At 29.3% G+C, this 25019-nt stretch carries 24 protein-coding genes, 3 tRNA genes and 1 rRNA gene; 16 read left to right on the top strand and 12 right to left on the bottom strand.

Translation table 11 applies throughout. The annotated features are described in order from the left end of the window. The 12 genes from ACH5BF_RS13915 to gmhB all read right to left on the bottom strand — a co-directional run. Positions 1-1389 (bottom strand): mannose-1-phosphate guanylyltransferase/mannose-6-phosphate isomerase (locus tag ACH5BF_RS13915; RefSeq protein ID WP_423274861.1); only part of this gene is annotated, 1389 nt, incomplete at its 3' end. 21 nt (positions 1390-1410) lie between these two features. Next, positions 1411-2412 (bottom strand): glycosyltransferase family protein, encoded by a 1002-nt coding sequence (locus tag ACH5BF_RS13910; protein ID WP_423274860.1) that lies wholly within the window; start codon positions 2410-2412, stop codon positions 1411-1413. 1 nt (position 2413) lies between these two features. Next, positions 2414-3514, bottom strand: a complete 1101-nt coding sequence (locus ACH5BF_RS13905; protein WP_423274859.1) for a DegT/DnrJ/EryC1/StrS family aminotransferase — start codon at positions 3512-3514, stop codon at positions 2414-2416. Position 3515: 1 nt separating this feature from the next. Beyond that, entirely contained in the window at positions 3516-4034 is a 519-nt protein-coding gene (locus ACH5BF_RS13900) for a GNAT family N-acetyltransferase (RefSeq protein WP_423274858.1), read from the bottom strand. After that, complete coding sequence (locus tag ACH5BF_RS13895) at positions 4024-4425, bottom strand: sugar 3,4-ketoisomerase (RefSeq protein ID WP_423274856.1); 402 nt, start codon at positions 4423-4425, stop codon at positions 4024-4026. The genes ACH5BF_RS13900 and ACH5BF_RS13895 overlap by 11 nt, the downstream gene beginning before the upstream one ends. After that, positions 4426-5514, bottom strand: coding sequence for a DegT/DnrJ/EryC1/StrS family aminotransferase (locus ACH5BF_RS13890; RefSeq protein WP_423274855.1), 1089 nt, complete (start codon positions 5512-5514; stop codon positions 4426-4428). Positions 5515-5521: 7 nt separating this feature from the next. Next, positions 5522-6100, bottom strand: a complete 579-nt coding sequence (locus tag ACH5BF_RS13885) for an acyltransferase (RefSeq protein ID WP_423274854.1) — start codon at positions 6098-6100, stop codon at positions 5522-5524. Further along, on the bottom strand, positions 6100-7062 hold the full coding sequence (locus ACH5BF_RS13880; RefSeq protein ID WP_423274853.1) for a Gfo/Idh/MocA family oxidoreductase: 963 nt from the start codon (positions 7060-7062) through the stop codon (positions 6100-6102). Before ACH5BF_RS13880 ends, ACH5BF_RS13885 begins: the two co-directional genes overlap by 1 nt. Before the next feature lie 39 nt (positions 7063-7101). After that, positions 7102-7665, bottom strand: coding sequence for a D-sedoheptulose 7-phosphate isomerase (gene gmhA, locus ACH5BF_RS13875; RefSeq protein ID WP_423274852.1), 564 nt, complete (start codon positions 7663-7665; stop codon positions 7102-7104). Next, positions 7646-9082, bottom strand: coding sequence for a D-glycero-beta-D-manno-heptose-7-phosphate kinase (gene rfaE1, locus ACH5BF_RS13870; RefSeq protein WP_423274851.1), 1437 nt, complete (start codon positions 9080-9082; stop codon positions 7646-7648). Before rfaE1 ends, gmhA begins: the two co-directional genes overlap by 20 nt. Continuing rightward, positions 9069-10088, bottom strand: coding sequence for an ADP-glyceromanno-heptose 6-epimerase (gene rfaD / locus ACH5BF_RS13865; protein ID WP_423274850.1), 1020 nt, complete (start codon positions 10086-10088; stop codon positions 9069-9071). Before rfaD ends, rfaE1 begins: the two co-directional genes overlap by 14 nt. A 1-nt stretch (position 10089) precedes the next feature. Then, on the bottom strand, positions 10090-10620 hold the full coding sequence (gene gmhB / locus ACH5BF_RS13860) for a D-glycero-beta-D-manno-heptose 1,7-bisphosphate 7-phosphatase (RefSeq protein WP_423274849.1): 531 nt from the start codon (positions 10618-10620) through the stop codon (positions 10090-10092). A 118-nt stretch (positions 10621-10738) separates the two neighbouring features. On the opposite strand from gmhB, the gene ACH5BF_RS13855 reads away from it, so the two are divergent. The 16 genes from ACH5BF_RS13855 (at position 10739) to ACH5BF_RS13780 (ending at position 24919) form a co-directional block, all read left to right on the top strand. After that, entirely contained in the window at positions 10739-11470 is a 732-nt protein-coding gene (locus ACH5BF_RS13855) for a hypothetical protein (RefSeq protein WP_423274848.1), read from the top strand. A gap of 12 nt (positions 11471-11482) precedes the next feature. Next, positions 11483-12358: a glycosyltransferase gene (locus ACH5BF_RS13850; protein WP_423274847.1), complete on the top strand. Its 876-nt coding sequence runs from the start codon at positions 11483-11485 to the stop codon at positions 12356-12358. Positions 12359-12414: 56 nt separating this feature from the next. Then, positions 12415-12603, top strand: coding sequence for a 50S ribosomal protein L28 (rpmB, locus tag ACH5BF_RS13845; protein ID WP_423274846.1), 189 nt, complete (start codon positions 12415-12417; stop codon positions 12601-12603). A gap of 23 nt (positions 12604-12626) precedes the next feature. Beyond that, on the top strand, positions 12627-13748 hold the full coding sequence (locus ACH5BF_RS13840) for a potassium channel family protein (protein WP_423274845.1): 1122 nt from the start codon (positions 12627-12629) through the stop codon (positions 13746-13748). A gap of 37 nt (positions 13749-13785) precedes the next feature. Continuing rightward, the gene (gene argJ, locus ACH5BF_RS13835) at positions 13786-14967 is read left to right on the top strand and encodes a bifunctional glutamate N-acetyltransferase/amino-acid acetyltransferase ArgJ (RefSeq protein WP_423274844.1); all 1182 of its coding nucleotides are present in this window, start codon (positions 13786-13788) and stop codon (positions 14965-14967) included. A gap of 160 nt (positions 14968-15127) precedes the next feature. After that, positions 15128-15346: an HP1242/YdcH family protein gene (locus ACH5BF_RS13830; protein WP_423274843.1), complete on the top strand. Its 219-nt coding sequence runs from the start codon at positions 15128-15130 to the stop codon at positions 15344-15346. Positions 15347-15472: 126 nt separating this feature from the next. Continuing rightward, positions 15473-18052 (top strand): DNA gyrase subunit A, encoded by a 2580-nt coding sequence (gyrA, locus tag ACH5BF_RS13825; protein WP_423274842.1) that lies wholly within the window; start codon positions 15473-15475, stop codon positions 18050-18052. 1 nt (position 18053) lies between these two features. Then, complete coding sequence (locus ACH5BF_RS13820) at positions 18054-19091, top strand: aspartate-semialdehyde dehydrogenase (RefSeq protein ID WP_423274841.1); 1038 nt, start codon at positions 18054-18056, stop codon at positions 19089-19091. Continuing rightward, complete coding sequence (locus ACH5BF_RS13815) at positions 19091-19603, top strand: YqhA family protein (RefSeq protein WP_423274840.1); 513 nt, start codon at positions 19091-19093, stop codon at positions 19601-19603. Before ACH5BF_RS13820 ends, ACH5BF_RS13815 begins: the two co-directional genes overlap by 1 nt. 11 nt (positions 19604-19614) lie before the next feature. Continuing rightward, positions 19615-20655, top strand: a complete 1041-nt coding sequence (hemE, locus tag ACH5BF_RS13810) for a uroporphyrinogen decarboxylase (RefSeq protein ID WP_423274839.1) — start codon at positions 19615-19617, stop codon at positions 20653-20655. A gap of 57 nt (positions 20656-20712) precedes the next feature. Next, entirely contained in the window at positions 20713-21630 is a 918-nt protein-coding gene (locus ACH5BF_RS13805) for a radical SAM protein (protein WP_423274838.1), read from the top strand. Between the two features lie 75 nt (positions 21631-21705). Beyond that, positions 21706-21780: transfer RNA gene (locus ACH5BF_RS13800), tRNA-Asn, on the top strand. 33 nt (positions 21781-21813) lie between these two features. Continuing rightward, positions 21814-21888: transfer RNA gene (locus ACH5BF_RS13795), tRNA-Asn, on the top strand. A 21-nt stretch (positions 21889-21909) separates the two neighbouring features. Beyond that, a tRNA-Asn gene (locus ACH5BF_RS13790) sits at positions 21910-21984 on the top strand. A gap of 63 nt (positions 21985-22047) precedes the next feature. Beyond that, entirely contained in the window at positions 22048-23073 is a 1026-nt protein-coding gene (locus ACH5BF_RS13785) for a GGDEF domain-containing protein (RefSeq protein ID WP_423274837.1), read from the top strand. 329 nt (positions 23074-23402) lie between these two features. Next, positions 23403-24919, top strand: a 16S ribosomal RNA gene (locus ACH5BF_RS13780). Positions 24920-25019 lie beyond the last annotated feature (100 nt).

Genomic DNA, 25019 nt, shown 5'->3' with positions numbered 1-25019 from the left:
TCTCATAAAATCATCATCAAGACGAACAATATCATCTTCGCCTGTATATTCACCAACTTGTGCTTCTATTAATACTACTGGAATCTTACCTTCATTTTCTAATCTATGAACTTCACCCATCTTTATATATGTACTCTCATTTGGTCTTACATATTTTGTAGTATTGCCTACTGTTACTGTTGCTGTTCCACTTACTACTATCCAATGCTCATTTCTATGAAAATGTTTTTGTAAACTAAGTCTTTTACCTGGTTTTACTTCTATTCTTTTTATTTTATATCCTGCCGTTTCTTCTAAGACAGTATATGTCCCCCATGGTCTATGTCCAGTTAAATGTATATTATGTAGTTCTGTATCTTTTTTTATTTCTTGAACTACTTTTTTTACTTTTTGAGAACTTCCTTTTTTTGAAATTAAAAGTGCATCTCCTGTATCTACAATAATAGTATCTTCTATATCTACTGTTGCTATTTTTCTTTCACTTCCATAGATTAAATTGTTTTTAGAATCTATTGATATATGATTAGGATTTTCAGTATTTCCATTTTCATCTTTTGGAAGTTCTTCATAAAGTGCATCAAAGCTACCTACATCTGACCAGTTTATATTTGAAGGTATTACTTTAACTATACTTGATTTTTCCATTACAGCGTAATCTATACTATCTTCTGGGATATTTATCATATTTTCATGTTTTATTCTTATAATTGAATCTTTTGAAGAGTTTTTTAATGCTTTAATAGAAGTTTCGTAAATTTCAGGTGAATATTTTTTTAGTTCCTCTAAAAATACTCCTGCTTTAAAGCAGAACATTCCAGAGTTCCAGTAATAGTTCCCTGCTTCTAAATATGAAGTAGCTGTTTGTAAATCAGGCTTTTCATGGAAAGCTTTTACATCATAAGTATTTTCACTTTCTATATATCCAAATCCTGTTTCTGCAAAAGTAGGAGTAATACCAAAAGTTACAAGGTTTCCTTTTATTGCTAACTCTTTTGCTTTTTCTAGAACATTCATATATTCATTTTCATCTTTTATTAGATGATCCGATGGAGTTACTAAAACTATTTCATCATATTCTAATTCCATGCAAGCTAAAGCGATTGCAGGAGCAGTATTTCTTCCTACTGGTTCTAATAAGTATTTATTATTAGTTTTATTTAATTCTTCTAATTGATCTAAAGCTAAAAAGTATTGTTCAGCATTTGAAACAATAAATTGACTATTACATAATTTACTATTTCTATCAACAGTTAATTGGAATAGTGATTTTTCATCCTTGTGCTCTGCACTCTCTTCGAGAAATAGTTTTACGAACTGTTTTGGCATTAAAGTTCTACTTATTGGCCATAATCTTGTTCCACTGCCTCCGCACAAAATTATATTTGTCATTTTTTACCTTTGATTAATAAATTATAATTGATTATATATATCAATAACTTTTTTCATTCTATGAACATAAGTATGTTCTGCTAAAACTCTTTTATATCCATTTTCTCTAATTGATTCAAATTCTTGAGGATATTTTTTTAGTCTGTCTAATATTTCTTTTAATTCATCTGTAGTTCTATAAACACAGATTTCTTTTTCAATATCAAATAAGTCTTCAATATTATCTCTATAATCATTAATAAGAAGTGTTTTTGTAGATAATACTTCAAATGCACGCATATTTAGACCACTTTTATAGCTTGCTACTTCTTTTTGATGATAATTTAACGCAGAAATATAAGAATTATAATCTTTTAATAATTGATCTCTTTGTACTAAACCTTTTTTAATTATAAAATTATTATCCTTTGCATTTAAATTTTCCCAGTTTAAACCTGTTAATACTAATTCATAATTATTTAATGTTGAAAAGAATTCATTTCTATCTTGATTCATATTTCCACAGAAGTATATTTTTTTGTCTCTTTTTAGATTTAGGTTTTTAAATATTTTTTCATTTGTCGCTGCTGGCAAATGAAATATATTTTTGAATTTAAAAGTATTCCTTTTAATAGGATCTTCTGACATATCAAGCATTACATCAATATAGCTTTTCATATAGGAGTTTTTATTTTGCTCTAATCCTCCATCCCCTTCCCATGCAAATACTTTTGGTTTAGACTGTAAGGATTTAAACATTTCATAGAAAATACTTGGTATAAAACATGCAGAAGTTGTTATGATTAAATCAGGTTTAATATCTTCTAATGATTTATTCATAGTATTAACATACATATTATCTGATATTGTAGAAGCTTTATTTTTACCTATTAATCCTTTTAAAACACCTCTAGTAAGTTGTATATAATTAGGTCGTTTATTTATTTGAAAATGGAAAACCTCATGTCCTAATCTTTTGAATGCATCAACAACATTATTATCCCACTGTAGATGATTTTCTTTTCCTATTATTACAATTTTCATTTTAATTAAACCTATTTATTACTTCAATAACTTTTTTAGTATCTTCAATTGTTTGAATTCCACTTATTGGTAAACTTAAAACTTCTTCATGAATTTTTTCTGTTATAGGAAATGAATAGTTTCTATATTCTTTATATGCTTCTTGTTTATGTGGTGCTATTGGGTAGTGAATCAAGGTTTGAATACCATTTTCTTTTAAATAAGATTGAAGTTCCTCTCTTTTATTAGTTCTAATTACAAACAAATGCCATACATGATTTTTCTTATTATCTACATTTGGCAAAGATATGTTTTTATTATTTATATTTTGTATATAATAGTTTGCTATATTTTGTCTATTTTTGATTTCCTTATCTAAGTATTTTAGTTTAACTCTTAGCATTGCAGCTTGTATTTCATCAAGTCTACTATTTGTACCCTTATGAAGATGCTCATATTTTTTATGACTACCATAGTTTCCTAAGGCTCTTATAGTTTGAGCTAAATCTGAATCATTTGTAGTTACTGCTCCACCATCTCCTAAGGCTCCTAGGTTCTTACCCGGATAAAAGCTAAAACCACTAGCATCACCTAAATTACCAGCTTTTTTATTTTTATAATAGGCTCCATGGGCTTGAGCAGAATCTTCAATTACTTTAAGGTTATATTTTTTAGCAATATTATTTATCTCATCCATATCACAAGTTTGTCCATATAAGTGTACAGCCATTATAGCTTTTGTTTTTGATGTGATTTTTTCTTCTATTTTTTTAGGGTCTAATAAAAAAGTATTTTCATCTGGTTCTACTAAAATTGGAGTTAGATTATTATCACTTATAGCTAATATTGAAGCAATATATGTATTTGCTGGAACTATTATTTCATGATTGTCATTTATAATATCCATTTCTTTATATGCTTTCAAAATTAAAATCAAAGCATCTAATCCATTTGCTACTCCTATAGTATACTTAGTATCACAATATCTAGAAAATTCTTCTTCAAATCTATAACATTCATTACCTTGAATATACCATCCACTATCTATTACATTAGTACAAGCTTTTATTAAATCTTCTCTATATTGAGCATTAATATTTTTTAAATCTAAAAAAGAAGTCATTTTATAAGTACCTTTTGTATTTAATTTTAGTTTTGTTATATTCATTTTTTTCAAATCTAAAAAAATAGTCTGAATTATTTTCATTTACTATTTTTGCACCAAATCTTTTATGAAATGAAACAACTCTTGCATTATTTTTCCTAACATCAAAGTGTGATTGTTTAAAGTTTAATTTATTAAATGCAAACTCATAGACCTGCAAAGCAGATTCAATAGCTGTCGTTTTTGGAGCATTTTCTTTTATTAACCAGCTACCCCAACAGAAAGAATCATCTCTAAAGTCATATAGTCGAACAAGTCCAAGCTTTTCGTTCTTTTTTGACTCAATTACAAAATAGAATTCTTTTTTTTCTTTTTCTTTTAGTTTATAATTTGAAATCCATTTTCTTTGTGTTTCAACTGTGCCAGATATTTTAGAAAGAAATTTTGTTTTATTTTTATTTTGTCTCATTTCAAAAATAAAACTGCTGTCTATCTCTTCAACTGTACGAAGATTTATATTTTTACCTTTAATTATCATTTTTAACCTTATTTATAAATGATTGGTAATCTCTAATATAATCTTCTTCGTCATAATACTCATCTGCTAAAACTATTAAAACACAATCTTTAGAAAAGTCATACATCTCTCTCCATAGTAAGCCTTCTATTAAAAGACCTTGATTAGCATTATTTAATTCATAGTTTGTCTTTTCTTTTCCATCATCAATTAAGAATTTACAACTTCCTGATACGCAAATTGCTAACTGTTTTAAGTTTATATGTGCGTGGAAACCTCTTCTTACATTTTTTTTTGTATCAAAAATATAATAAACTCTTTTTATCTCAAATGGTATATTATAGTTTTTTTCTATTGCAATTAAAGAACCTCTATTATCACCATTTGATTTAAATTCTATTAACTTGTGCATTTATAGTCTTTCTGTTATAAATTTAATTTCCTCATCAGAAAGATAAGGATTCATAGGTAAGCTCATAATCTCTTCAGCAATAGTTTCTGATATTGGGAAATCACCTTTTTTATAACCTAAATATTTAAAACACTCTTGTAAATGTAATGGCATGGGATAATGTACAGCTGTTGGTATTCCATTCTCTTTTAATCTAACTTGCAATTCATCCCTATTTTTAACTCTTATAGAATATTGTGCCCATGCAGATGTAGCATTATGATCTACAAACGGTAAAACAAGATTAGATTTATTATCTAAAGCTTTTGTGTACTTAGAAGCAACTTCTTGTCTTAAAGCCAAGTCTTGATTATAGTATTTTAATTTTACATTTAAAACAGCCGCTTGAATAGTATCAAGTCTTCCACCTATTCCTATATATTTATGATGATACCTTTTTGATTGCCCATGAACCCTTAAAGACTTCATTTTTAAGGCATATTCTTCATTATTAGTAAACACTGCACCACCATCTCCAAAGCATCCTAGTGGTTTTGCAGGGAAAAATGATGTTGTTGAAAAGTCACCTAAATTAGAATCAGTTTTTTTATTAAAAGTTGATCCAAAACTTTGTGCTCCATCAATAATTACTTTTAAATTATGTTTATCAGCAATATCTTGGATTGTTTCCATATTCGCAGGTTGTCCATAAAGAGATACAGGTATTATTGCTTTTGTTTTACTTGTAATTTTTTCTTCTATTTTATTTGGATCAATATTATATGTTTTTTCATCAATATCTACAAATATAGGAATTGCTCCAAGAAATGCAATAGTTTCTGATGTTGCTATAAATGTAAATGGAGTAGTGATTATTTCATCACCTGGCTTTATATCCATTGCCATCATTGCAAGAAGTAGTGCATCTGTTCCTGAAGAACATGAAATAGCATACTTCGTTTTTGTAAACTCTTGAAGAGATTCTTCTAGTTGAGTTATTTCTTCTCCCATAATATAGTTTGATTTATCTAAAACAGCATGAATTGCTTCATCTATTTCTGTTTTATATAATTGATATTGATCTTGTAGTTTTGCGAAATCTATCTTCATCTTCTAATTATTCCTCAATTAGTGTTACTATTTCATTCTCTAATTTGTATTTAGAATTATCAAATGAGTCTATAGCTATATTATTTTCATTAAATTCTAGTCTATTTCCTGCAACTGATACCCAGCCAATTTGTTTGGCAGGTACTCCTACCATCAGTGCAAAATCTTTAACATCTTTATTTACAACACTTCCTGCTCCAACCAATGCATATTTTCCAATAGTATTACCACATACTACTGTTGCATTTGCACCAATAGAACAACCTTTTTTTAAAAGTGTTATTTTAAACTCTTCACGTCTAACTATAAAAGATCTTGGATTTATTACATTTGTAAATACCATAGAAGGACCTAAGAATACATCATCTTCTACTTCTACACCTTCATATATAGAAATATTATTCTGTACTTTTACACCATTCCCAATATTTACTTTTGGTCCTACTACACAGTTTTGTCCAAAGCTACAGTTTTCACCTATATTAGTTCCTGATAGAACATGTGAAAAGTGCCAAATCTTTGTATTATCACCAATATTTACATTATCATCTATATATGATGATTCATGAGCAAAGTATTTAGCCATTAGATAATCTTTTTACAAAATGGATGATAATCATCTTTTAAACCAATAGGAGTCATTTTTCTAATTTGAGAAACGATATCTATTGAACCATAAGCTTCATCTAATCCAAATCCATTACCAGATAATATCTCTTCATAAGATCTTGTATGTAGGTCTTTAAATCCACCTGAGAATTCTATTTCTTCACCTTCAACCGTGATTGATCTATATGTTGTTTGACCTGCTGCTTTTATATCTTCTGGAATATAATCATAATTAACTGATAAAAACCATCTAACATTTGCATTTTTAAGTCTTAATAAACCTGCATTTGCATCTGGTTGTTTTAAGTGAACAATATTCTCTTTTACTTCACCAAAAATCCAAGAAAGCATATCGTAAAAATGAACTCCAATATTTGATGCAATTCCACCAGATTTACTCTCATCACCTTTCCATGAAACAAAATACCACTTACCTCTACTTGTAAGGTATGTTAAATCAATATCATACATTTTATTTGGATTTTCTTCTAGTTCTTTTTGAACTTTTTCTTTTAAAGCAATAATAGAAGGATGTAATCTTAATTGTAAAATATTATTTACTTTTTTCCCTGTTTCTTGCTCAATAATTTTTAATTGGTCAATATTATGTGGATTTAACACTAATGGTTTTTCACAAATTGCATGACAACCACTTTTTAAAGCAAATCTAATATGTGCATCATGTAAATAATTTGGCGTTGTAATACCAATATATTCTATTTTTTTATCATTTTCTCTATGGTATTTATCTATAAATCTATCAAATCTTTCAAATTCAGTAAAAAAAGATGCTTGAGGAAAATGAGAATCCATAATTCCTATTCCATCATATGGATCAAGTGCTGCTACTAGCTCATTACCTGTTTCAGTAATTGCTTGCATATGCCTAGGGGCTATATATCCACTAGCTCCTATCAGTGCAAATCTTGTTTTCTTCATTTTTATTCCTTTCTTTATGTATTGTATTATTCATTAAAATTAAAAATTATCATCAATAATTTGACAAATTATATGCCCTAATAGAATATGCATTTCTTGTATTCTAGGCGTATTATCAGATGGTATTATTAGATTAATATCGCATACTTCATTCATGTCCCCTCCATTCTTACCTGTAAATCCTAAAGTTTGACATCCTAATTTTTTTGCTAATTTTAAGGCATTAATAACATTTTTACTATTACCACTTGTACTAATACCTATTATTAAATCACCTTTGTTTGCTAAGGACTCTACTTGTCTATCAAAAACTCTGTCATAACCATAATCATTTCCAATAGCAGTTAATGCACTAGTATCAGTTGTTAGGGCAATTCCGGGAAGTCCTTTTCTTTCAGTTTTATATCTTCCTGTTAGTTCAGCTGCAATATGTTGAGCATCAGCTGCACTTCCACCATTTCCACATAATAAGATTTTATTCCCATTTTTTAATGTATCAACAGCTAATTGTGAAGCATTTACTAATTGCTCTTCCATATTATTTATTACATTTTGAATTGTTTCTAAATGGGATTGGAATTCATTAATTACTGTTTGTTTCATTCTCTTGAATCCTCTTAATAGTTTTAGTTGTGCTTCTTCCTTCTATAAAATCAACAAGTTTCAGCACATCTGCAATATCTTGCCCAACTACTTCTTTTCCTTTATAATCACCACCTTTAACTAAAACATTTGGTTTTATTTTTGAAATTAGTTCATATGGTGTATCTTCATCAAAAATTACAACATAATCTACGCATTCTAGTGCAGAAAGAATATATGCTCTGTCATCTTGAGAATTAATAGGTCTACTTTCGCCTTTTAGTCTTCTAACACTATCATCAGAGTTAAGACCTAAAATTAATACATCTCCAAAAGACTTAGCTGTATTTAAATAGCTTACATGACCTTTATGTAAAATATCAAAGCAACCATTTGTAAATACAATTTTTTTATTTTGTTCTTTTAATCTTGCAGCTATTTTCTTAATTTCTTTTCTAGATTTTATGTGAAAATCAATAGAGCTTTTATGTAAGCTAGTTTGATACTCTTCTATCTCATCTAATGTTGCAGTTGCACTACCAATTTTCCCTACTACAACACCTGCCGCAAGGTTTGCAAATTCAACTGCAGTAAAAATATCATGACCTAAACTAATCGCAAATCCAAGTGATGCAAGTACTGTGTCTCCTGCCCCTGTAACATCATAAACTTCTCTTGCTACTGTAGGTTTTATTATAACTTCATCTTCTTTTAAAATAGCGATACCACTTTCACTTAATGTAATAAGTGAGATATCAAGGTTTGAGTTCTGCTTTTGTTTAATTAAAATCTCTTTTAATTTATCATCATTCTCAATCTTGATGTTATTTGCTATTTCAGCTTCTTTTTTATTTGGTGTTAAAAGATATGCACCTGAATATTTACTAAAGTCTTCACCTTTAGGATCTACAAGAACTTTTACATTATTTTTATTTGCATAAGGGATTATTTTTTGAATTAATTCATCTGTTAAAACACCTTTTGCATAATCAGATAAAAGGATAATATCATAAGCATTTATTTTCTCTTGAAATTTTGAGTATAATTTTTTTACACTATCAAAGTTAATATCATTTTTACTCTCTTTATCATATCTTACAACTTGAGAATTAGAAGCCATTAACCTTGTTTTTCTTGAAGTTTTTCTTCCTTTTTGTTCAACTAAAAAAGATTTAACTTCAATTTGATCAAGCATTGATTTTACTTCTAATCCTGATTCATCATTTCCAATTACAGACATTACAGAAACTTTAGCACCTAGTGATACAAGATTATTAATTACATTTCCAGCTCCACCTAGTACTTTTGTCTCTTTTTTTATCTCTACAACTTGAACTGGAGCTTCAGGTGATATCCTTTCACAAGATCCCCATAGATATTCATCAATCATTAAATCACCAATTACTAAAATATGTGGTTTTTTTTCATACTTGATCATTTATTGCCTCTATTTCAAATAATCTTTTAATCTCTGGAATATAAGCTTTAATACCATCTTCCATTTCAAATCTTGGCTCATAATTTAAATTCTCTTTAGAAGAATCAATATTTGCTTCAGTAAAGAATTGGTAAGAACCAATAAATGGATTAGGTATATATTCTTTACCATTATTAATAGCAAGCTCTTTTTGTAAAATGTTAACAATGTCTTCAAAAGATCTAGCTTTTCCTGTTCCTACATTGTAAACACCAGACTTTTTAGGAGAGCACGCTTTAATATTTGCTTGAATAACATCTTCAATATAAATAAAATCTCTTAAGATTTTATCACTTCCTTCAAATAATTTTGGTGTCTCGCCTTTTAAAATTTGATGTCCAAATTGCACAACCATAGATGCAGTTTTATTTTTGTAAAATTCCCTTTGCCCATAAACGTTAAAATATTTAAGTCCAACAATAGAAATATTTAAATTCTTCTTTATATATGCATAACTTACATTATCCATCATAACTTTTGAAAACCCATAGGCATTGTTTGGTTGTTCATATCCAATTTCAAATCTATCACTATCTCCATAAGTTGCTGCAGAACTTGCATAAACCATATTTGCATTATGTTTAATAGCAATTTTTAGTAAATTTTCATAAGCATTTACATTTGTTTTCATCATTACATCTTGTTCTAAGACTGTAGTGTCAGAAATAGCTGCTTGATGGAAAATATAATCAAAACTGTAGTTGTTTTCCAATGAACTTAAAGCTTCATTGTCATTAATGTCACCACTAATAACAATACCTTTAAATCCAAGTAGATTTTTAAAGTGCCCAAAGCTTTTAAGGTTTCCATTAGAAAATGTATCTCCTGATCTAAAGCAATCAAATGCAATTACTTTTGCTTCAGGATAGTTTTCTTGAAAATAAAAGCATAAGTTTGAACCAATAAAACCTGCAGCTCCTGTAATTAAAATGGTTTTATTATTAAAATCAATATCTGTATATTTCATTTTATTCCTTGATTATATTTATAGTTTCTTCAATTGTTGTTATAATATTTTTAGTTTTTAAATCTTTATTCTTATCTGTATATTCACTACTTATTAAAATTCTATTATTTATTCCAGCATTGTATGCTGCTTCCATATCCGAAATTTTATCTCCAATCATCCATGAACTTTTTAAATCAATTTTATATTTTTTGCATGCTTGCTTAATCATGCCAGGTTTGGGTTTCCTACATTCACATTTATCTTCGGGTTTGTGTGGACAATAAAATAAATCAAGTATATTTATATGGTTTTTCTTTAATTCATTTATCATCCAATCAGATAACTTTTTAAAATCTTTTTCTGTGAAGTATTCTCTTCCTATCCCTGATTGATTGGTAATTATTATTAGTTGATATCCTAGAGACTGAAGGTATTTACATGTCATAAATAAATTGTGAGTGAACTCAAAATCTTCAATTTTGTGTAGATAGTGTTTATCAATATTTATTACACCATCTCTATCTAAAAATATAGTTTTTCTTTTATTCAAATATAAATTCCTATTCATTACCTGATATTCAATGATAATAATTATACCATAATCAAGTTTTAGTTGGATTAAGAGATAAGTAAGTAAAAATTAATTAATCTTTGAAAAAAGAGAAAAAATGAAATCAAAAATACACTCAATACTTATCTATCCATTATTATCCTTATTTGCTTATTTATTAAAAGGCAAAAAGGATAATTATGATGAATATACTAATGACAATTTAAATAAAATTAACAACTTAGAAGTTTTAAATATAAATCCTATGTTTAAAAAGAATGTGTTTTTTAATGATATTAAATACTTTTTTGATAAAAATTCACCTCTATATGATAAAACACTGCTAAATGTATATATTGATTTAGATAAAAAACCAGAATTTAAATGTTTTGGATTATATGATTTTTCGAAACTAATAAATATTTATTATTCAGCTTCTATGTTAAGTTCAAGAATAACTAATGATAATTTATATTTAAAAGTTGATTTTGATAAAAGTAAAAATCATGAAGATAATTTAAATAACTTTTTGAGATACTTGATATTGTCTTATTCTTCAAGGAAAATTGATTTTATTTTTATAAATAAAAAGGGTCTTTCAAAAATCTTTTTAGAAATAATAAACTGTTTTGAAGAAAAAGTTAATTCTTCATCATTTATTAATTTTTCAAAATCAGGTGATTTATATGTTTTAACTTGTGAAAAAAAGAAAAAGAAATTTGATATTATATGGTCTTGTTCAAAAAGAGAAATTGAATTAACTGACTTTAATGAAGTTTTTGATAAATTTGGTAAAAAAATTGAGGGTGAGATTAAAATTACAAATAGCCCAATTTATGCTTATCATTAAAAAGAGAACTATATGGAAAAAATTACTATATCTTATAAAACAAAAAACAATTTAATTAATGCTTTACTAAGTCGAGACAATATATCTGAGATTGATAATAAAGGTGTACTTAAAAAGCTATCTTTTATTAAAAAAGAGTACGCAGACATATATTTTCATAGTGGAAGTTTAGATGAAAAGGGCAAAGATAATATCAAAAATGCAAAGAAGGTAATAGTTAATTCTCAAACTTTAAAAAAAGAAATTATAAAAAGTTTAGATGAACTAGATTCTTCAAAAATTGAAGTTTTATATCCTAGTATTGATATTGAATATGAAAAGCCAAAACTTGTAAAACAAAGAGTTTGTGAGTCTTTAGAAATTAATCCTAGAAAAAAGATTATTCTATTTACTGCTAAAAACTTTAAAACTTCTGGTGTTAAAGAGTTTATTGAAACTTTATTTAGCTTAAATGAACAGAATGTTTTAGGGATAATTGCAGGGGATAAAAAGCAAATTACAAACCTAAAGTTTCAGATATCAAAATTTGAATATAGTTCAAAACTTTTGCTTGTTGAAGATTATGAAAATTTGGATGAGCTGTTTTTAGCCTCAGATATTTTCTTTTTACCAACATATAACAACTATTTTGCATCAAATATTTTGAAAGCTATGTACTGTAAAAATGTTGTTTTCACTACAGCAAACAACCATGCAAGTGAACTAATAGATGTATTTTCTACTATGGAAAGTCCAGTTGATAGATCTGCTTCATTTAAAATCGATGCAATATTGATGGAAAAAAATGAAATGAAGAAAATAAAAAAAGATAATAGAAAACTAGCTAAGAAGTTTGAGTTAGAGATTAATTTGGAAAGACTTAATACTATTATCAGTAGTTTAACTTAATATTAAGATTATTAAGATAAAATACGCAAATATTTTTCACTATATAAGGAAGACAAATGTCAAGAAGATGTGCAATATCAGGAAAAGGACCTATGGTTGGTAACAACGTAAGTCACGCAAAAAACAGAGTTAAAAAAAGATTTTTACCAAACTTAAGAACTGTAAGAGTTACTTTAGAAGATGGTACAACTAAGAAAATCAGAATCTCAGCTAAAGAGTTAAGAACTCTTAAAAAACACTCATAAGAGAGCACTAGAAAAGTGCTTTCATGAGCATCTTTAGAAGAATTAAAAAAGCCCTTGGCTGGGAAATTAGATCAGTCAAACCAGAATACGACTTAAATCCATTAATATACTCACAATTAAAACCATTTAGATTACCATTTGTATTAGTTCAAGTTATCATGATGATAGGTACGCTTGGATATATTATTATTGATGACTTTTCAATTTTAGACGCAATATTTCAAACAGGTATTACTTTTACTACTGTTGGATTTGGAGAGATAGCTCCTATTTCACCCGCTGGTAGATTTTTTACTATTACACTTATTATTTTTGGTTTTGCAGTATTTACACTTTCTACTGCTGTATTAATTGATACTGTTGTTAAAGGAAGGTTATTTGACCTATATAAGGAAAGAAGTATGTTATATAAGATTGCAAGACTTAGAAGGCATTTTGTTATTTTTTACCATAATGAGTACACTTCACAGTTAGCAAAACAGTTTAGAGAGAACCATATTCCTTTTGTTGTTGTTGATCCCAGTGAGGACATAGAACAAATTGCTAAAGAGAATGGATATCCTTATTTTGTAAAAGAAGAACCATATAAAGAGGTGGCTTTTCTAAAATCACATTTAAGTTCTGCAAAAGGTGCTATTTCATTATCAAAAAATATTTCAGACAATATTACACTTATTGCTTCTGTAAGACTTTATGAAAAAGAGCTTGGGAGAAGTCCATTTTTAATTATTTCAAATGCAGAAACGCAAAATGAAAAAATAAGACTTAAAAAACTTGGGGCTGACAAAGTTGTAGCAACACCATCTCTAATGGCAAAAAGAGTATCTGCAATGGCTATTAGGCCAGATATGGAAAATGTACTTGATGAGTTTTTATATAAAAGAGATACTCCTATTGATATGGAAGAAGTTTATGTTAATGAAGATTCATGGGTTGTTAATAGAGAAATAAAAGATTTACATTTAAGAGATAGACTAAAAGTTTCAGTTATTGGAATTACTGAAAAAAAAGGTAAGTTTATTCAAATGCCAAGAGGAACTATTCTTATAAGTGCAAATTGTAAACTTTTATTAGTTGGCTCTCAAAAAGGTATTGCTAGAGCTAAAAGAATTATAAATCTAAAAGAAAAACCAGAAGATATATAAAATTTAACCCTCATTAGGGTGTTTTAAGGATAATACAATGTTTACTATTTTACCAATTAAAGGTTTTATCGACCAAATTGATGGATTTAACTGTGATGGTATTAGTGCAGGGCTAAAGCCAAATGGTAACAAAGACTTAGGTTTTATTTATACAAATGAACCTTGTGATGTTCAAGCAGTTTTTACTGAAAATAGATTTCAAGCTGCACCTTTAAAGCATTTTTTACAATATGAAAAGAACTTTAAAACAAATTTTGTACTTATTAATTCTAAAAATGCAAATGCATTGACAGGTGAAAAAGGTATTGAAGATATTAATACAATTTTTTCTTCATTAAAATTTGATTTAATTAATCCTATTATGAGTAGTACAGGAGTTATTGGAAATCCTTTACCAATTGAAAAAATTGTAAATGGAGCAAACTCTTTTGATTTAAATGCAAAAAGTGGAGAAAATCTATCTAAAGCAATTATGACAACTGATGCATACCCTAAAACATGTATGTATGAAGTAAAATTAGAAGATGGAAGTTCATTTAAAATTGGAGCAGTTGCAAAAGGTGCAGGAATGATAAATCCAAATCTTGCAACAATGCTTTGTTTTATTTGTACAGATGCAAATGTACCAGCTTTAGATATGAAAGAAGCTTTAGATATTAATTCTAGAACTACTTTTAATGCAATCTCTGTTGATGGTGATACTTCAACAAATGATACAGTAATGTTATTGGCTAATAAGAAATCAAATGCTTATAATAAAGAAGCATTTATTGAAGCTGTAAGATTAGTTATGCATGATATGGCAATGTTAATGGTTGCCGATGGTGAAGGTGCTAAAAAAGCTGTAGCTTTTGAAGTTATAAATGCATCATCACTTGAAGAAGCTGAAACTGCAGCAAAAGCATTGTCAAACTCTCTACTTGTTAAAACAGCATTATTTGGGGAAGATCCAAACTTTGGAAGAATTGCATCTACAATTGGTGCTTCAAAAGTAAAAAGTGATGAAAAGAAATTAGTTATTTCTTATAATGATGTAGTTGTTTATAATAAGGGTGAATTCTGTTTTACTCCAGAACAAGAAGAAAAAGCTGCCAATGTACTTAAAAATGACAAATATAAAGTAATTTGTGATTTAGGAATAGGGGAAGCAAGTTTTACTGCATATGGCTGTGATTTAGGTTATAAGTATGTAGAAATTAATGCAGACTATAGAACATAATCTCTTAATACAGAAGTGATAGAAAATCACTTCTGTCTAAATACTTAAAAAAACTCACAATGAATATAATAAAATTATTATTAATAAAACAATAAAATTTAAATTCTCTTAAGTTCATGGGGTGTATAATTATTTATAAACCAACATATAGGATGATAAAATGTTTCATGAATATAGAGATTTAATCACAGAATTAAAGCAAAAAAATGCACATTTCCACAAACTGTTTGATAAACATAATGATTTAGATGAAGAGATAATGGAAATGGAAAAAAATCATGCAGATCAATTTGATATTGAAGCAAAGAAAAAAGAGAAATTAAAACTTAAAGATGATGTTTATGAAATGATTCTTAAATATAAGAATGAAAAAGCATAAATAACTTTTATTAAATAAAAAAGAGACTGTTTCAGGTCTCTTTTTCTTCAAAAATAACTTACTCAACTTAGCCTAAGCACACTTTGGATATAATATCTAAATTTTATATTACAAAGGCCTTTTTTTATGGAAAACCTTTTTGAAAACCAAGATATTATCGATATAAATATTGAAGATTCAGTTAAAGCTTCATATTTAGATTATTCAATGAGTGTAATCATTGGTAGAGCACTACCAGATGCAAAAGATGGATTAAAACCAGTACATAGAAGAATTTTATATGCTATGCATGATTTAAATATTTCTTCAAAGTCTCCTTACAAAAAATCTGCAAGGATTGTTGGAGATGTAATTGGTAAGTATCACCCACATGGAGATAGTTCTGTTTATGATGCATTAGTAAGAATGGCACAAGACTTCTCAATGAGAGCACCATTAGTAGATGGTCAAGGTAACTTTGGTTCAATTGATGGTGATAATGCGGCTGCTATGAGATATACAGAAGCAAGAATGACTAAAATTTCAGAAGAAGTTTTAAGAGATATTGATAAAGATACTATTAACTATACTCAAAACTATGATGATACATTAAAAGAGCCAAGTGTACTTCCAACAAGAGTTCCTACACTTTTATTAAATGGTAGTGAGGGTATCGCTGTTGGTATGGCAACAAAGATTCCACCTCATAATTTAAGTGAATTATTAGATGCTGTTTTATACACAATTGATAATTCAGATGCAACTGCAGAAGATTTAATGCAGTTTATTCAAGGACCTGATTTCCCAACAGGTGGTACTATTTTTGGTAGAAGAGGAATTATCGATGCTTATAAAACAGGTAGAGGTAGAGTTAAAATAAGGGCTAAACACCATATTGAAACAAAAGGTAAAAAAGAAGTTATCGTATTAGATGAACTACCATACCAAGTTAATAAATCAAGATTAATTGAGCAAATTGCTACTCTTGCAAAAGATAAGCAAATTGAAGGTATTTCAGAAGTAAGAGATGAGTCTGATAGAGAAGGTATTAGAGTTGTAATTGAACTTAAAAAGGATGCTATGGGTGAGATTGTTTTAAACAACCTTTATAAATCAACACCTATGGAAACTACATTTGGTATTATTCTTTTAGCAGTTCATAATAAAGAACCAAAAGTATTTAATTTACCTCAATTATTAAATATCTTCCTAGCTCATAGAAAAACTGTAATTATTAGAAGAACAATTTTTGATTTAGAAAAAGCAAAAGCTAGAGCTCATATTTTAGAGGGATTAAAAATTGCTTTAGATAATATTGATGAAGTTGTACAAATTATTAGATCTTCTGCAAATGATACTGAAGCAAAAGATAAATTACAAGAAAGATTTGGATTATCAACTATTCAATCACAAGCTATTTTAGATATGAGACTAGGAAGATTAACTGGTCTTCAAAGAGATAAGCTTGAAGCTGAATATCAAGAGTTATTAATCTTAATTGCTGAACTTGAATCGATCTTAAAATCAGAAGAAAAATTAAATGAAATAATCAAAGAAGAGTTAGTTGAAATTAAAGAAAAATACTCTGATGAGAGAAGAACTGAAATTGAAGACTCATATGATGAAATAGATATGGAAGACTTAATTCCAAATGAGCCAATGGTAGTAACTATTACTCATAATGGATATGTAAAAAGAGTTCCAATTAAATCATATGAAAAACAAAGAAGAGGTGGTAAAGGTAAAGTAGCTGTTACTACTCACGATGATGACTTTATTGAGAAATTCTTTGTTTCAAATACTCATGATACATTAATGTTTGTAACAAATATGGGTCAATTATACTGGTTAAAAGTTTATAGAATACCAGAAGGAAGTAGAACAGCTAAAGGTAAAGCAGTTGTTAACTTAATCAACCTAAGACCAGAAGAAAAAATCATGGCTATTATTCCTACTGATGATTTCGATGAGTCTAAATCTTTAGCATTCTTTACTAAAAATGGTATTGTAAAAAGAACATCATTAGCAGAATTTAGTAATATTAGATCAAATGGTGTAAGAGCAATTGTACTTGATGATTTAGATGAAATTGTTACTGCTAAGATTACAAATGTTGATTCTGAATATATTATGATATTTACAAGTTTAGGTCAATGTATCAGATTTGAAATTGATAAGACAAGAGAACAAGGAAGAAGCACAAGAGGTGTAAGAGGTATTAAGTTCAAACATGATACGGACTATGTTGTAGATGCTGATGTAATTAATAATGAAGAACAAGAGTTATTAACTGTATCTGAAAAAGGTATAGGAAAAAGAACAGAAGTAGCAGAATACAGACTGACAAATAGAGCAGGTTCTGGTGTTATTTCAATGAAACTTTCAAATAAAACTGGAAACGTAGTTGGTGAAGTTTTAGTTGATGAAAGTATGGATTTAATGGCTTTAACATCTATTGGAAAGATGATTAGAGTTGATATGCAAACAATTAGAAAAGCTGGAAGAAATACTTCAGGTGTAATTATTGTAAATGTAGATAAAGGTGATAAAGTAGTATCTATTGCTAAGTGTCCGAAACAAGATGAAGAGATCGAAGTTGATGAAAATGGAAATGTAATTAGATACAACGAAGATGGAGAAATCATTGAAGAGATAGAAGTTGAAGATAAAACTCAACTTCAAAGTCAATCTTTAATGGATAATTTAGAAGAGAAAAAGGAAGATTAATATGAGAAAATTTAATGTTGCAGTTGTTGGAGCAACTGGTGCAGTAGGTGAAGAACTTTTTAGAGTAATGGCAGATTATGACTTTCCAGTTAATAATATTGTTCCATTAGCAAGTGCAAAAAGTGCAGGTTCAAAAATTGAGTACAAAAATAAAGAGTACACAGTATTAGAACTAACTGAGACTGCTTTTGAAGAAAATGAAGTTGATATTGCATTCTTTAGTGCAGGTGGAAGTATCTCAGATAAGTTTGCAAAATATGCTGTAGAAGCAGGTGCTGTTGTAATTGATAATACAAGTCACTTTAGAATGGATCCAAACATTCCATTAGTTGTGCCAGAAGTAAATCCAGAAGATATTAGATTATGGAGAGAATCAGGTATTATTGCTAACCCTAACTGTTCTACAATTCAAATGGTATTATCATTAAAACCATTAGATGAATTATATGGAATTAAAAGAGTTGATGTTTCAACTTATCAAGCAGTTTCAGGTGCTGGAAAAGCTGGTATGGAAGAACTTGTAACTCAAATGCAAGACTTCTTTGCATTTAAATTAGATGAAACTAAAAAAGAAGCATTTGCTCATCAAATTGCATTAAATGTAATTCCACAAATTGATGTTGCGCAACCAAACTCATTTACAAAAGAAGAAATGAAAATGGTTAACGAAACTCAAAAAATTATGCACAAAGAGATTCAAGTTGCTGCTACTTGTGTTAGAGTACCAGTATTAAGATCTCACTCTGAGTCAATTACAGTTACATTTGATGAAAATGTAGATGTAGATGTAAATGAAGTTAGAAATGCATTAGAAAATTTTGAAAACGTAGAAGTTATTGATGATTTATCAAATAATGCTTACCCTATGCCAATTGTATCAACTGATACAGATATGACATATGTTGGAAGAATTAGAAAAGATGTTTATGCTCCTAATATTGTTCATTTCTTTAATGTTGCTGACCAAGTAAGAGTAGGTGCTGCAACAAACTCTGTTAGAATTGCATTAAAATGGATTGAAATGGAGAGCGATATTTAATGATTGAAAGGCTTTTTGAAAGTGCAATGTGGAAAACAAGATTTCTTGTAATCTTCGCTGTACTTTTTGGCTTATTGGGTGCAGTAGTTTTATTTGTTATTGCAAGTATGGATATATTTAGTGTTGCAAAATATGCTTTTGAAACTATTATTGCACATGCTCACCCTGAAAATTTTCATGAAGATATAGTAAGTGGTATAATAGGTGCAGTTGACTTATATCTAATTGCAGTTGTAATGCTTATTTTTTCATTTGGTATTTATGAACTTTTTATCTCACCTATTGATCACAATGAACATGCTCAAGATGATTCAAAGATATTATCTATAAAATCATTAGATCAATTAAAAGATAAAATAGCAAAAGTTATTGTAATGGTATTAGTTGTTAACTTTTTTCAAAGAGTTTTACATACTGAATACCATGGCGCTTTAGAAATGTTATATTTTGCTTTAGCTGTAACTGCTTTAGCATTAGGACTTTTCTTTTTAGGAAAAGTAGGAAAAAAATAAAAAGGTAAATTATGTCAAAAATTTTTGTTGATGCGTGTTTAAGAAAAGAGACTCCTTACACTCCTGTATGGATGATGAGACAAGCTGGTAGATATTTACCAGAGTATATGGAAGTTAGAGCTCAAGCTGGAAACTTTTTAAACTTATGTCATGATCCAGAAAAGGCTTGTGAAGTTACAATTCAACCTTTAGATATCGTTGGTGTTGATGCTGCTATTTTATTCTCTGATATTTTAGTAGTTCCAAATGAAATGGGAATGCACTTAGAGTTTATTAAAGGTGAAGGACCTATCTTTAGAGATCCAATTAAAACAGAAGAGCAATTAGATGCTTTAATTGGAGGAGAAGAAGCTGCTGACAAATTGACATATGTATATGAAACAATTAAACTTTTAAAACAAAGATTACCTGAAGATAAAGCTTTAATTGGTTTTACAGGTGCTCCATGGACATTAGCTACATATATGATAGAAGGTCAGGGTACTAAAACATATAATGTATGTAAAAAAATGATGTATTCAAACCCAGAATTTTTACATAAAATTTTAAGAAAAGTAACTGACGTAGTTAAATTCTATATGGAAAAACAAATAGAAGCTGGTGCAGATGTTGTTCAAATCTTTGATTCTTGGGCAGCTGCTATTGAGCCAGGAAGATATGATGAATTTTCTTGGAAGTACATGGTAGAAATTGCTGAGCACTTAAAAGCAAAATATCCTCATGTTCCAGTAATTATGTTCCCTAAAGGAATTTCAGCATTCATTAATATGGGTGGTGTTTATGGAAACTTTGATGTATTAGGAATTGATTGGGGAACTCCTATGGCAATGGCTAAAGCTAAATTAGGTGATAAATATGTTCTTCAAGGAAATATGGAACCTTGTAGATTATATTCTAAAGAAGAGACTACAAAATGTGTAGAAAAAATTCAAGAAACTATGCAAGGTGTTGGTCATATCTTTAACTTAGGGCATGGTATTTTACCTGATGTACCAGTAGAAAATGCAATTCACTTTGTAAGTGAATGTCATAGAGTATCTAAAAAATCTTAATTAATATCTCAAATTATAATAAGTAGCTTTTGCTACTTATTTATGAAAGCTAAAACAATGTCTTATTCGAATTCAATAACTTTTGGGCCAATCGCCTCTCGTAGATTTGGTATATCTCTTGGAATAGATTTATCTCCTTCTTTAAAACAGTGTAATTTTGATTGTTTATATTGTGAATTAGAAGGTGCGAAAACAGTTTCAAAAATGACTGACTATCCAAGTGTTCAAGATGTTTTATCTGAAATAAAAAAAAGTTTTTTAAAAAATGAAAAAATTGATGTAATAACACTTACAGCAAATGGTGAACCAACTCTTTATCCAAAATTAGATGAATTAATTGATGAAATTAATAAAATTAAAGGTGAAACTAAAACTTTAATTTTATCAAATGGAAGTACTATTTATAAAGATGATATTTTCGATACATTATTAAAAATAGATACAGTTAAACTTTCATTAGATTGTGTAAGTGAAAAATGTTTTAAAAAACTTGATAGAAATGATAATAGTATTGAAATCAATAAAATAGTTCCTGCTATGATTGAGTTCTCAAAAAAAACAACTAATGATTTTGTTTTAGAAATTCTTTTTGTTAAAGACCTTAATGATAAAGATGAAGAAATAGAATTATTATATAAGGCTGTAAAAAAAATCAATCCAAAAAGAGTAGATATTGGAACTATTGATAGACCACCAGCTTATAAAGTAAAACCGGTTTCTTATGAAACTTTAGAAAAAGTGGCAAATAAGTTTGAAGGTGTTAATGTAAATATTGCATATAAGAATAGACCAAAACTTTTAGGTACATATTCTAAAGAAGAAATAGTTCAAACTTTAAAAAGAAGACCTTTAACTATAGAGGATGTAGATAACTTATTTGATGAAAAATCAAAGAATAATCTAGAAGAACTAGTAAAAAATAGTAAAATCGCTCTTGTTGATAGTAGTGGAGTTAAATTTTACAAAAATTTATAATTTTTTGTAAAAAAGCCTTGACAAAGAAAATATTTTTTACTATAATTCCACTCCATTAAAAGAATGGTTAAATAATCCGGCATAGCTCAGTGGTAGAGTAGATGACTGTTAATCATTTGGTCCCTGGTTCGAATCCAGGTGCCGGAGCCACTTTTTTAATAAAACTTATCATAATTTATAGATTCCGGCATAGCTCAGTGGTAGAGTAGATGACTGTTAATCATTTGGTCCCTGGTTCGAATCCAGGTGCCGGAGCCATTTATAAATTAGACTTCAAAATCCGGCATAGCTCAGTGGTAGAGTAGATGACTGTTAATCATTTGGTCCCTGGTTCGAATCCAGGTGCCGGAGCCACTAGAATATCAAATTAAACAAATACTTAACATTTTTTCTCTATTATGTTAATAGAGGCATATCATGAAAACAGATTCAAACTATTTAAAATTACAAAATGAAAATAAATTATTAAAAGAAAAATTAACACAATTAGAATATATACAGCATTTATTCCAAAATAACAACTCATTTTTGAGACTTTTACTAGATACTATTCCTAGTCCAGTTTTCTATAAAGATAACAAAGGTATTTATCAACATTGTAATGATGCTTTCTCCAAAACAATTTTAGGTATACCAAAAGAAAAAATTATTGGAAAATCATTATATGATTTACCTGAGGTTATTCCTTCAAAACTTGCTGATATATATTATGAAAAAGATAAAGAGCTATTTGAAAAACCAACAACACAATTTTACGAAGCAAAAGTTTTATGTTCTGACAAAAAAGAGAGGTATTTTAATTTTTACAAAGCTTCATTATTATCAGAAAAAAATGAAATCATTGGTTTAGTAGGTGTAATGTTGGATGTAAGTGATTATAAAGAGTCACAAAAGCAATTAGAGAAAAAAAATAAAGAATTAAAAGAACTAAGTTCAACGGATCCTTTAACTAAATTATATAATAGAAGATTTTTCGAAAAAATATTTGAAGAAAAACTCAGTAGTTTAAATAGAAATAAAAAATCTTTTGCATTGGCTTTACTAGATATAGATTTTTTTAAAGATTATAATGATGGATTCGGACATTTAGAAGGTGATATTGCATTAAAAGAAATTTCACTTTTATTGTATGAATCAATGAAAAGAACATCTGATTATGTATTTAGAATTGGTGGTGAAGAGTTTGCAATTCTTTTTGATAGTGATTCTTTTGAAAAAGCAAATAGTGTTCTTAAAAAAATAAATAAAGCTATTAATGAAAAAAAATTGAAAACTTATAATAAAGAAGTTTCAGAGTATTTAACTGTATCAATTGGATTAGGTTTTATTAAAACCCAAAATTTTGAAAAAGAAAATAAGAAAAAAATCTACAATGATGTGGACTATTTACTATATGAATCAAAAAAGAATGGACGAAATAAGATAACATCAAAAGAATATTAGATAAAAAAGTAATAAAATATAGAGAAAGTAGACAAGAAATAAGAAACTTTCAAAATTTAAGCTTTTATTAAGAGTTTTCTCTTGACAAAGGGGGATAATTTGTCTATAATTCCCGTCCAATTTCAGAGGAACGACACAAAGTTCTAAAGAGATATGATCTTTAAAAACGAAGGTTAATAAGAAGTAATTTTTATAAACCGAATATAGAAAAAACGATAAAAAAACAAGAAAAATAATTCTTGTCTATTTAAGCTTTTTACATTTATGTAAAAACACTTGAGTGATAATTTTGTTTAATGGAAACAAAAATTGTCAGTTTCAAACACTTTATTATGGAGAGTTTGATCCTGGCTCAGAGTGAACGCTGGCGGCGTGCTTAACACATGCAAGTCGAACGAGAACGGGTTATAGCTTGCTATAACTGTCAGCTAAGTGGCGCACGGGTGAGTAATATATAGGTAATGTGCCCTAGAGAGGGGGATAACAGTTGGAAACGACTGCTAACACCCCATATGCCTTTAAAACATAAGTTTGCAAGGGAAATATTTATAGCTCTAGGATCGGCCTGTACGGTATCAGCTTGTTGGTGAGGTAATGGCTCACCAAGGCTATGACGCCTAACTGGTTTGAGAGGATGATCAGTCACACTGGAACTGAGACACGGTCCAGACTCCTACGGGAGGCAGCAGTGGGGAATATTGCACAATGGGGGAAACCCTGATGCAGCAACGCCGCGTGGAGGATGACACATTTCGGTGCGTAAACTCCTTTTATATAGGAAGATAATGACGGTACTATATGAATAAGCGCCGGCTAACTCCGTGCCAGCAGCCGCGGTAATACGGAGGGCGCAAGCGTTACTCGGAATCACTGGGCGTAAAGAGCGTGTAGGCGGGTAATTAAGTCAGGAGTGAAATCCTATGGCTCAACCATAGAACTGCTCTTGAAACTGATTACCTAGAATATGGGAGAGGTAGATGGAATTTCTGGTGTAGGGGTAAAATCCGTAGAGATCAGAAGGAATACCGATTGCGAAGGCGATCTACTGGAACATTATTGACGCTGAGACGCGAAAGCGTGGGGAGCAAACAGGATTAGATACCCTGGTAGTCCACGCCCTAAACGATGTACACTAGTTGTTGTGAGGCTAGACCTTGCAGTAATGCAGTAAACACATTAAGTGTACCGCCTGGGGAGTACGGTCGCAAGATTAAAACTCAAAGGAATAGACGGGGACCCGCACAAGCGGTGGAGCATGTGGTTTAATTCGACGATACGCGAAGAACCTTACCTGGACTTGACATAGTAAGAACTTTCTAGAGATAGATTGGTGTCTGCTTGCAGAAACTTATATACAGGTGCTGCACGGCTGTCGTCAGCTCGTGTCGTGAGATGTTGGGTTAAGTCCCGCAACGAGCGCAACCCTCGTCGTTAGTTGCTAACAGTTCGGCTGAGAACTCTAACGAGACTGCCTACGCAAGTAGGAGGAAGGTGAGGACGACGTCAAGTCATCATGGCCCTTACGTCCAGGGCTACACACGTGCTACAATGGGGTATACAAAGAGCCGCGATACCGTGAGGTGGAGCAAATCTCAAAAATATCTCCCAGTTCGGATTGTAGTCTGCAACTCGACTACATGAAGTTGGAATCGCTAGTAATCGTAGATCAGCAATGCTACGGTGAATACGTTCCCGGGTCTTGTACTCACCGCCCGTCACACCATGGGAGTTGAACTCATTCGAAGCGGGGATGCTAAGGTAGCTACCCTCCACAGTGGATTCAGCGACTGGGGTGAAGTCGTAACAAGGTAACCGTAGGAGAACCTGCGGTTGGATCACCTCCTTTCAGAGAAGAGAGAAGTTATTCGATTAACTTCTCCAAAGCTATCAAAGATAGCAAATAAAAAAGGTATATCAACCTTTCTATATTCGGTTTATAAAGATTA

It is taken from the genome of Arcobacter pernae, assembly GCF_049472135.1.
GTDB lineage: Bacteria > Campylobacterota > Campylobacteria > Campylobacterales > Arcobacteraceae > Arcobacter_B.
Note: the sequence above shows the minus strand (reverse complement) of the source record. Positions and strands in the feature narration are given on the sequence as shown.

Excerpts from the sequence above, each read along its gene's own strand:
- ACH5BF_RS13840 (WP_423274845.1), top strand. The coding sequence starts at position 12,627 with ATGAGCATCTTTAGAAGAATTAAAAAAGCCCTTGGCTGGGAAATTAGA.
- ACH5BF_RS13820 (WP_423274841.1), top strand. The coding sequence starts at position 18,054 with ATGAGAAAATTTAATGTTGCAGTTGTTGGAGCAACTGGTGCAGTAGGT.
- ACH5BF_RS13830 (WP_423274843.1), top strand. The coding sequence starts at position 15,128 with ATGTTTCATGAATATAGAGATTTAATCACAGAATTAAAGCAAAAAAAT.
- ACH5BF_RS13895 (WP_423274856.1), bottom strand. The coding sequence starts at position 4,425 with ATGCACAAGTTAATAGAATTTAAATCAAATGGTGATAATAGAGGTTCT.
- ACH5BF_RS13885 (WP_423274854.1), bottom strand. The coding sequence starts at position 6,100 with ATGGCTAAATACTTTGCTCATGAATCATCATATATAGATGATAATGTA.
- ACH5BF_RS13900 (WP_423274858.1), bottom strand. The coding sequence starts at position 4,034 with ATGATAATTAAAGGTAAAAATATAAATCTTCGTACAGTTGAAGAGATA.
- argJ (WP_423274844.1), top strand. The coding sequence starts at position 13,786 with ATGTTTACTATTTTACCAATTAAAGGTTTTATCGACCAAATTGATGGA.
- gyrA (WP_423274842.1), top strand. The coding sequence starts at position 15,473 with ATGGAAAACCTTTTTGAAAACCAAGATATTATCGATATAAATATTGAA.
- ACH5BF_RS13815 (WP_423274840.1), top strand. The coding sequence starts at position 19,091 with ATGATTGAAAGGCTTTTTGAAAGTGCAATGTGGAAAACAAGATTTCTT.
- hemE (WP_423274839.1), top strand. The coding sequence starts at position 19,615 with ATGTCAAAAATTTTTGTTGATGCGTGTTTAAGAAAAGAGACTCCTTAC.
- rpmB (WP_423274846.1), top strand. The coding sequence starts at position 12,415 with ATGTCAAGAAGATGTGCAATATCAGGAAAAGGACCTATGGTTGGTAAC.
- ACH5BF_RS13910 (WP_423274860.1), bottom strand. The coding sequence starts at position 2,412 with ATGAAAATTGTAATAATAGGAAAAGAAAATCATCTACAGTGGGATAAT.
- ACH5BF_RS13880 (WP_423274853.1), bottom strand. The coding sequence starts at position 7,062 with ATGAAGAAAACAAGATTTGCACTGATAGGAGCTAGTGGATATATAGCC.
- gmhA (WP_423274852.1), bottom strand. The coding sequence starts at position 7,665 with ATGAAACAAACAGTAATTAATGAATTCCAATCCCATTTAGAAACAATT.
- ACH5BF_RS13905 (WP_423274859.1), bottom strand. The coding sequence starts at position 3,514 with ATGACTTCTTTTTTAGATTTAAAAAATATTAATGCTCAATATAGAGAA.
- ACH5BF_RS13890 (WP_423274855.1), bottom strand. The coding sequence starts at position 5,514 with ATGAAGATAGATTTCGCAAAACTACAAGATCAATATCAATTATATAAA.
- ACH5BF_RS13855 (WP_423274848.1), top strand. The coding sequence starts at position 10,739 with ATGAAATCAAAAATACACTCAATACTTATCTATCCATTATTATCCTTA.
- ACH5BF_RS13805 (WP_423274838.1), top strand. The coding sequence starts at position 20,713 with ATGTCTTATTCGAATTCAATAACTTTTGGGCCAATCGCCTCTCGTAGA.
- ACH5BF_RS13785 (WP_423274837.1), top strand. The coding sequence starts at position 22,048 with ATGAAAACAGATTCAAACTATTTAAAATTACAAAATGAAAATAAATTA.
- rfaE1 (WP_423274851.1), bottom strand. The coding sequence starts at position 9,082 with ATGATCAAGTATGAAAAAAAACCACATATTTTAGTAATTGGTGATTTA.
- rfaD (WP_423274850.1), bottom strand. The coding sequence starts at position 10,088 with ATGAAATATACAGATATTGATTTTAATAATAAAACCATTTTAATTACA.
- ACH5BF_RS13850 (WP_423274847.1), top strand. The coding sequence starts at position 11,483 with ATGGAAAAAATTACTATATCTTATAAAACAAAAAACAATTTAATTAAT.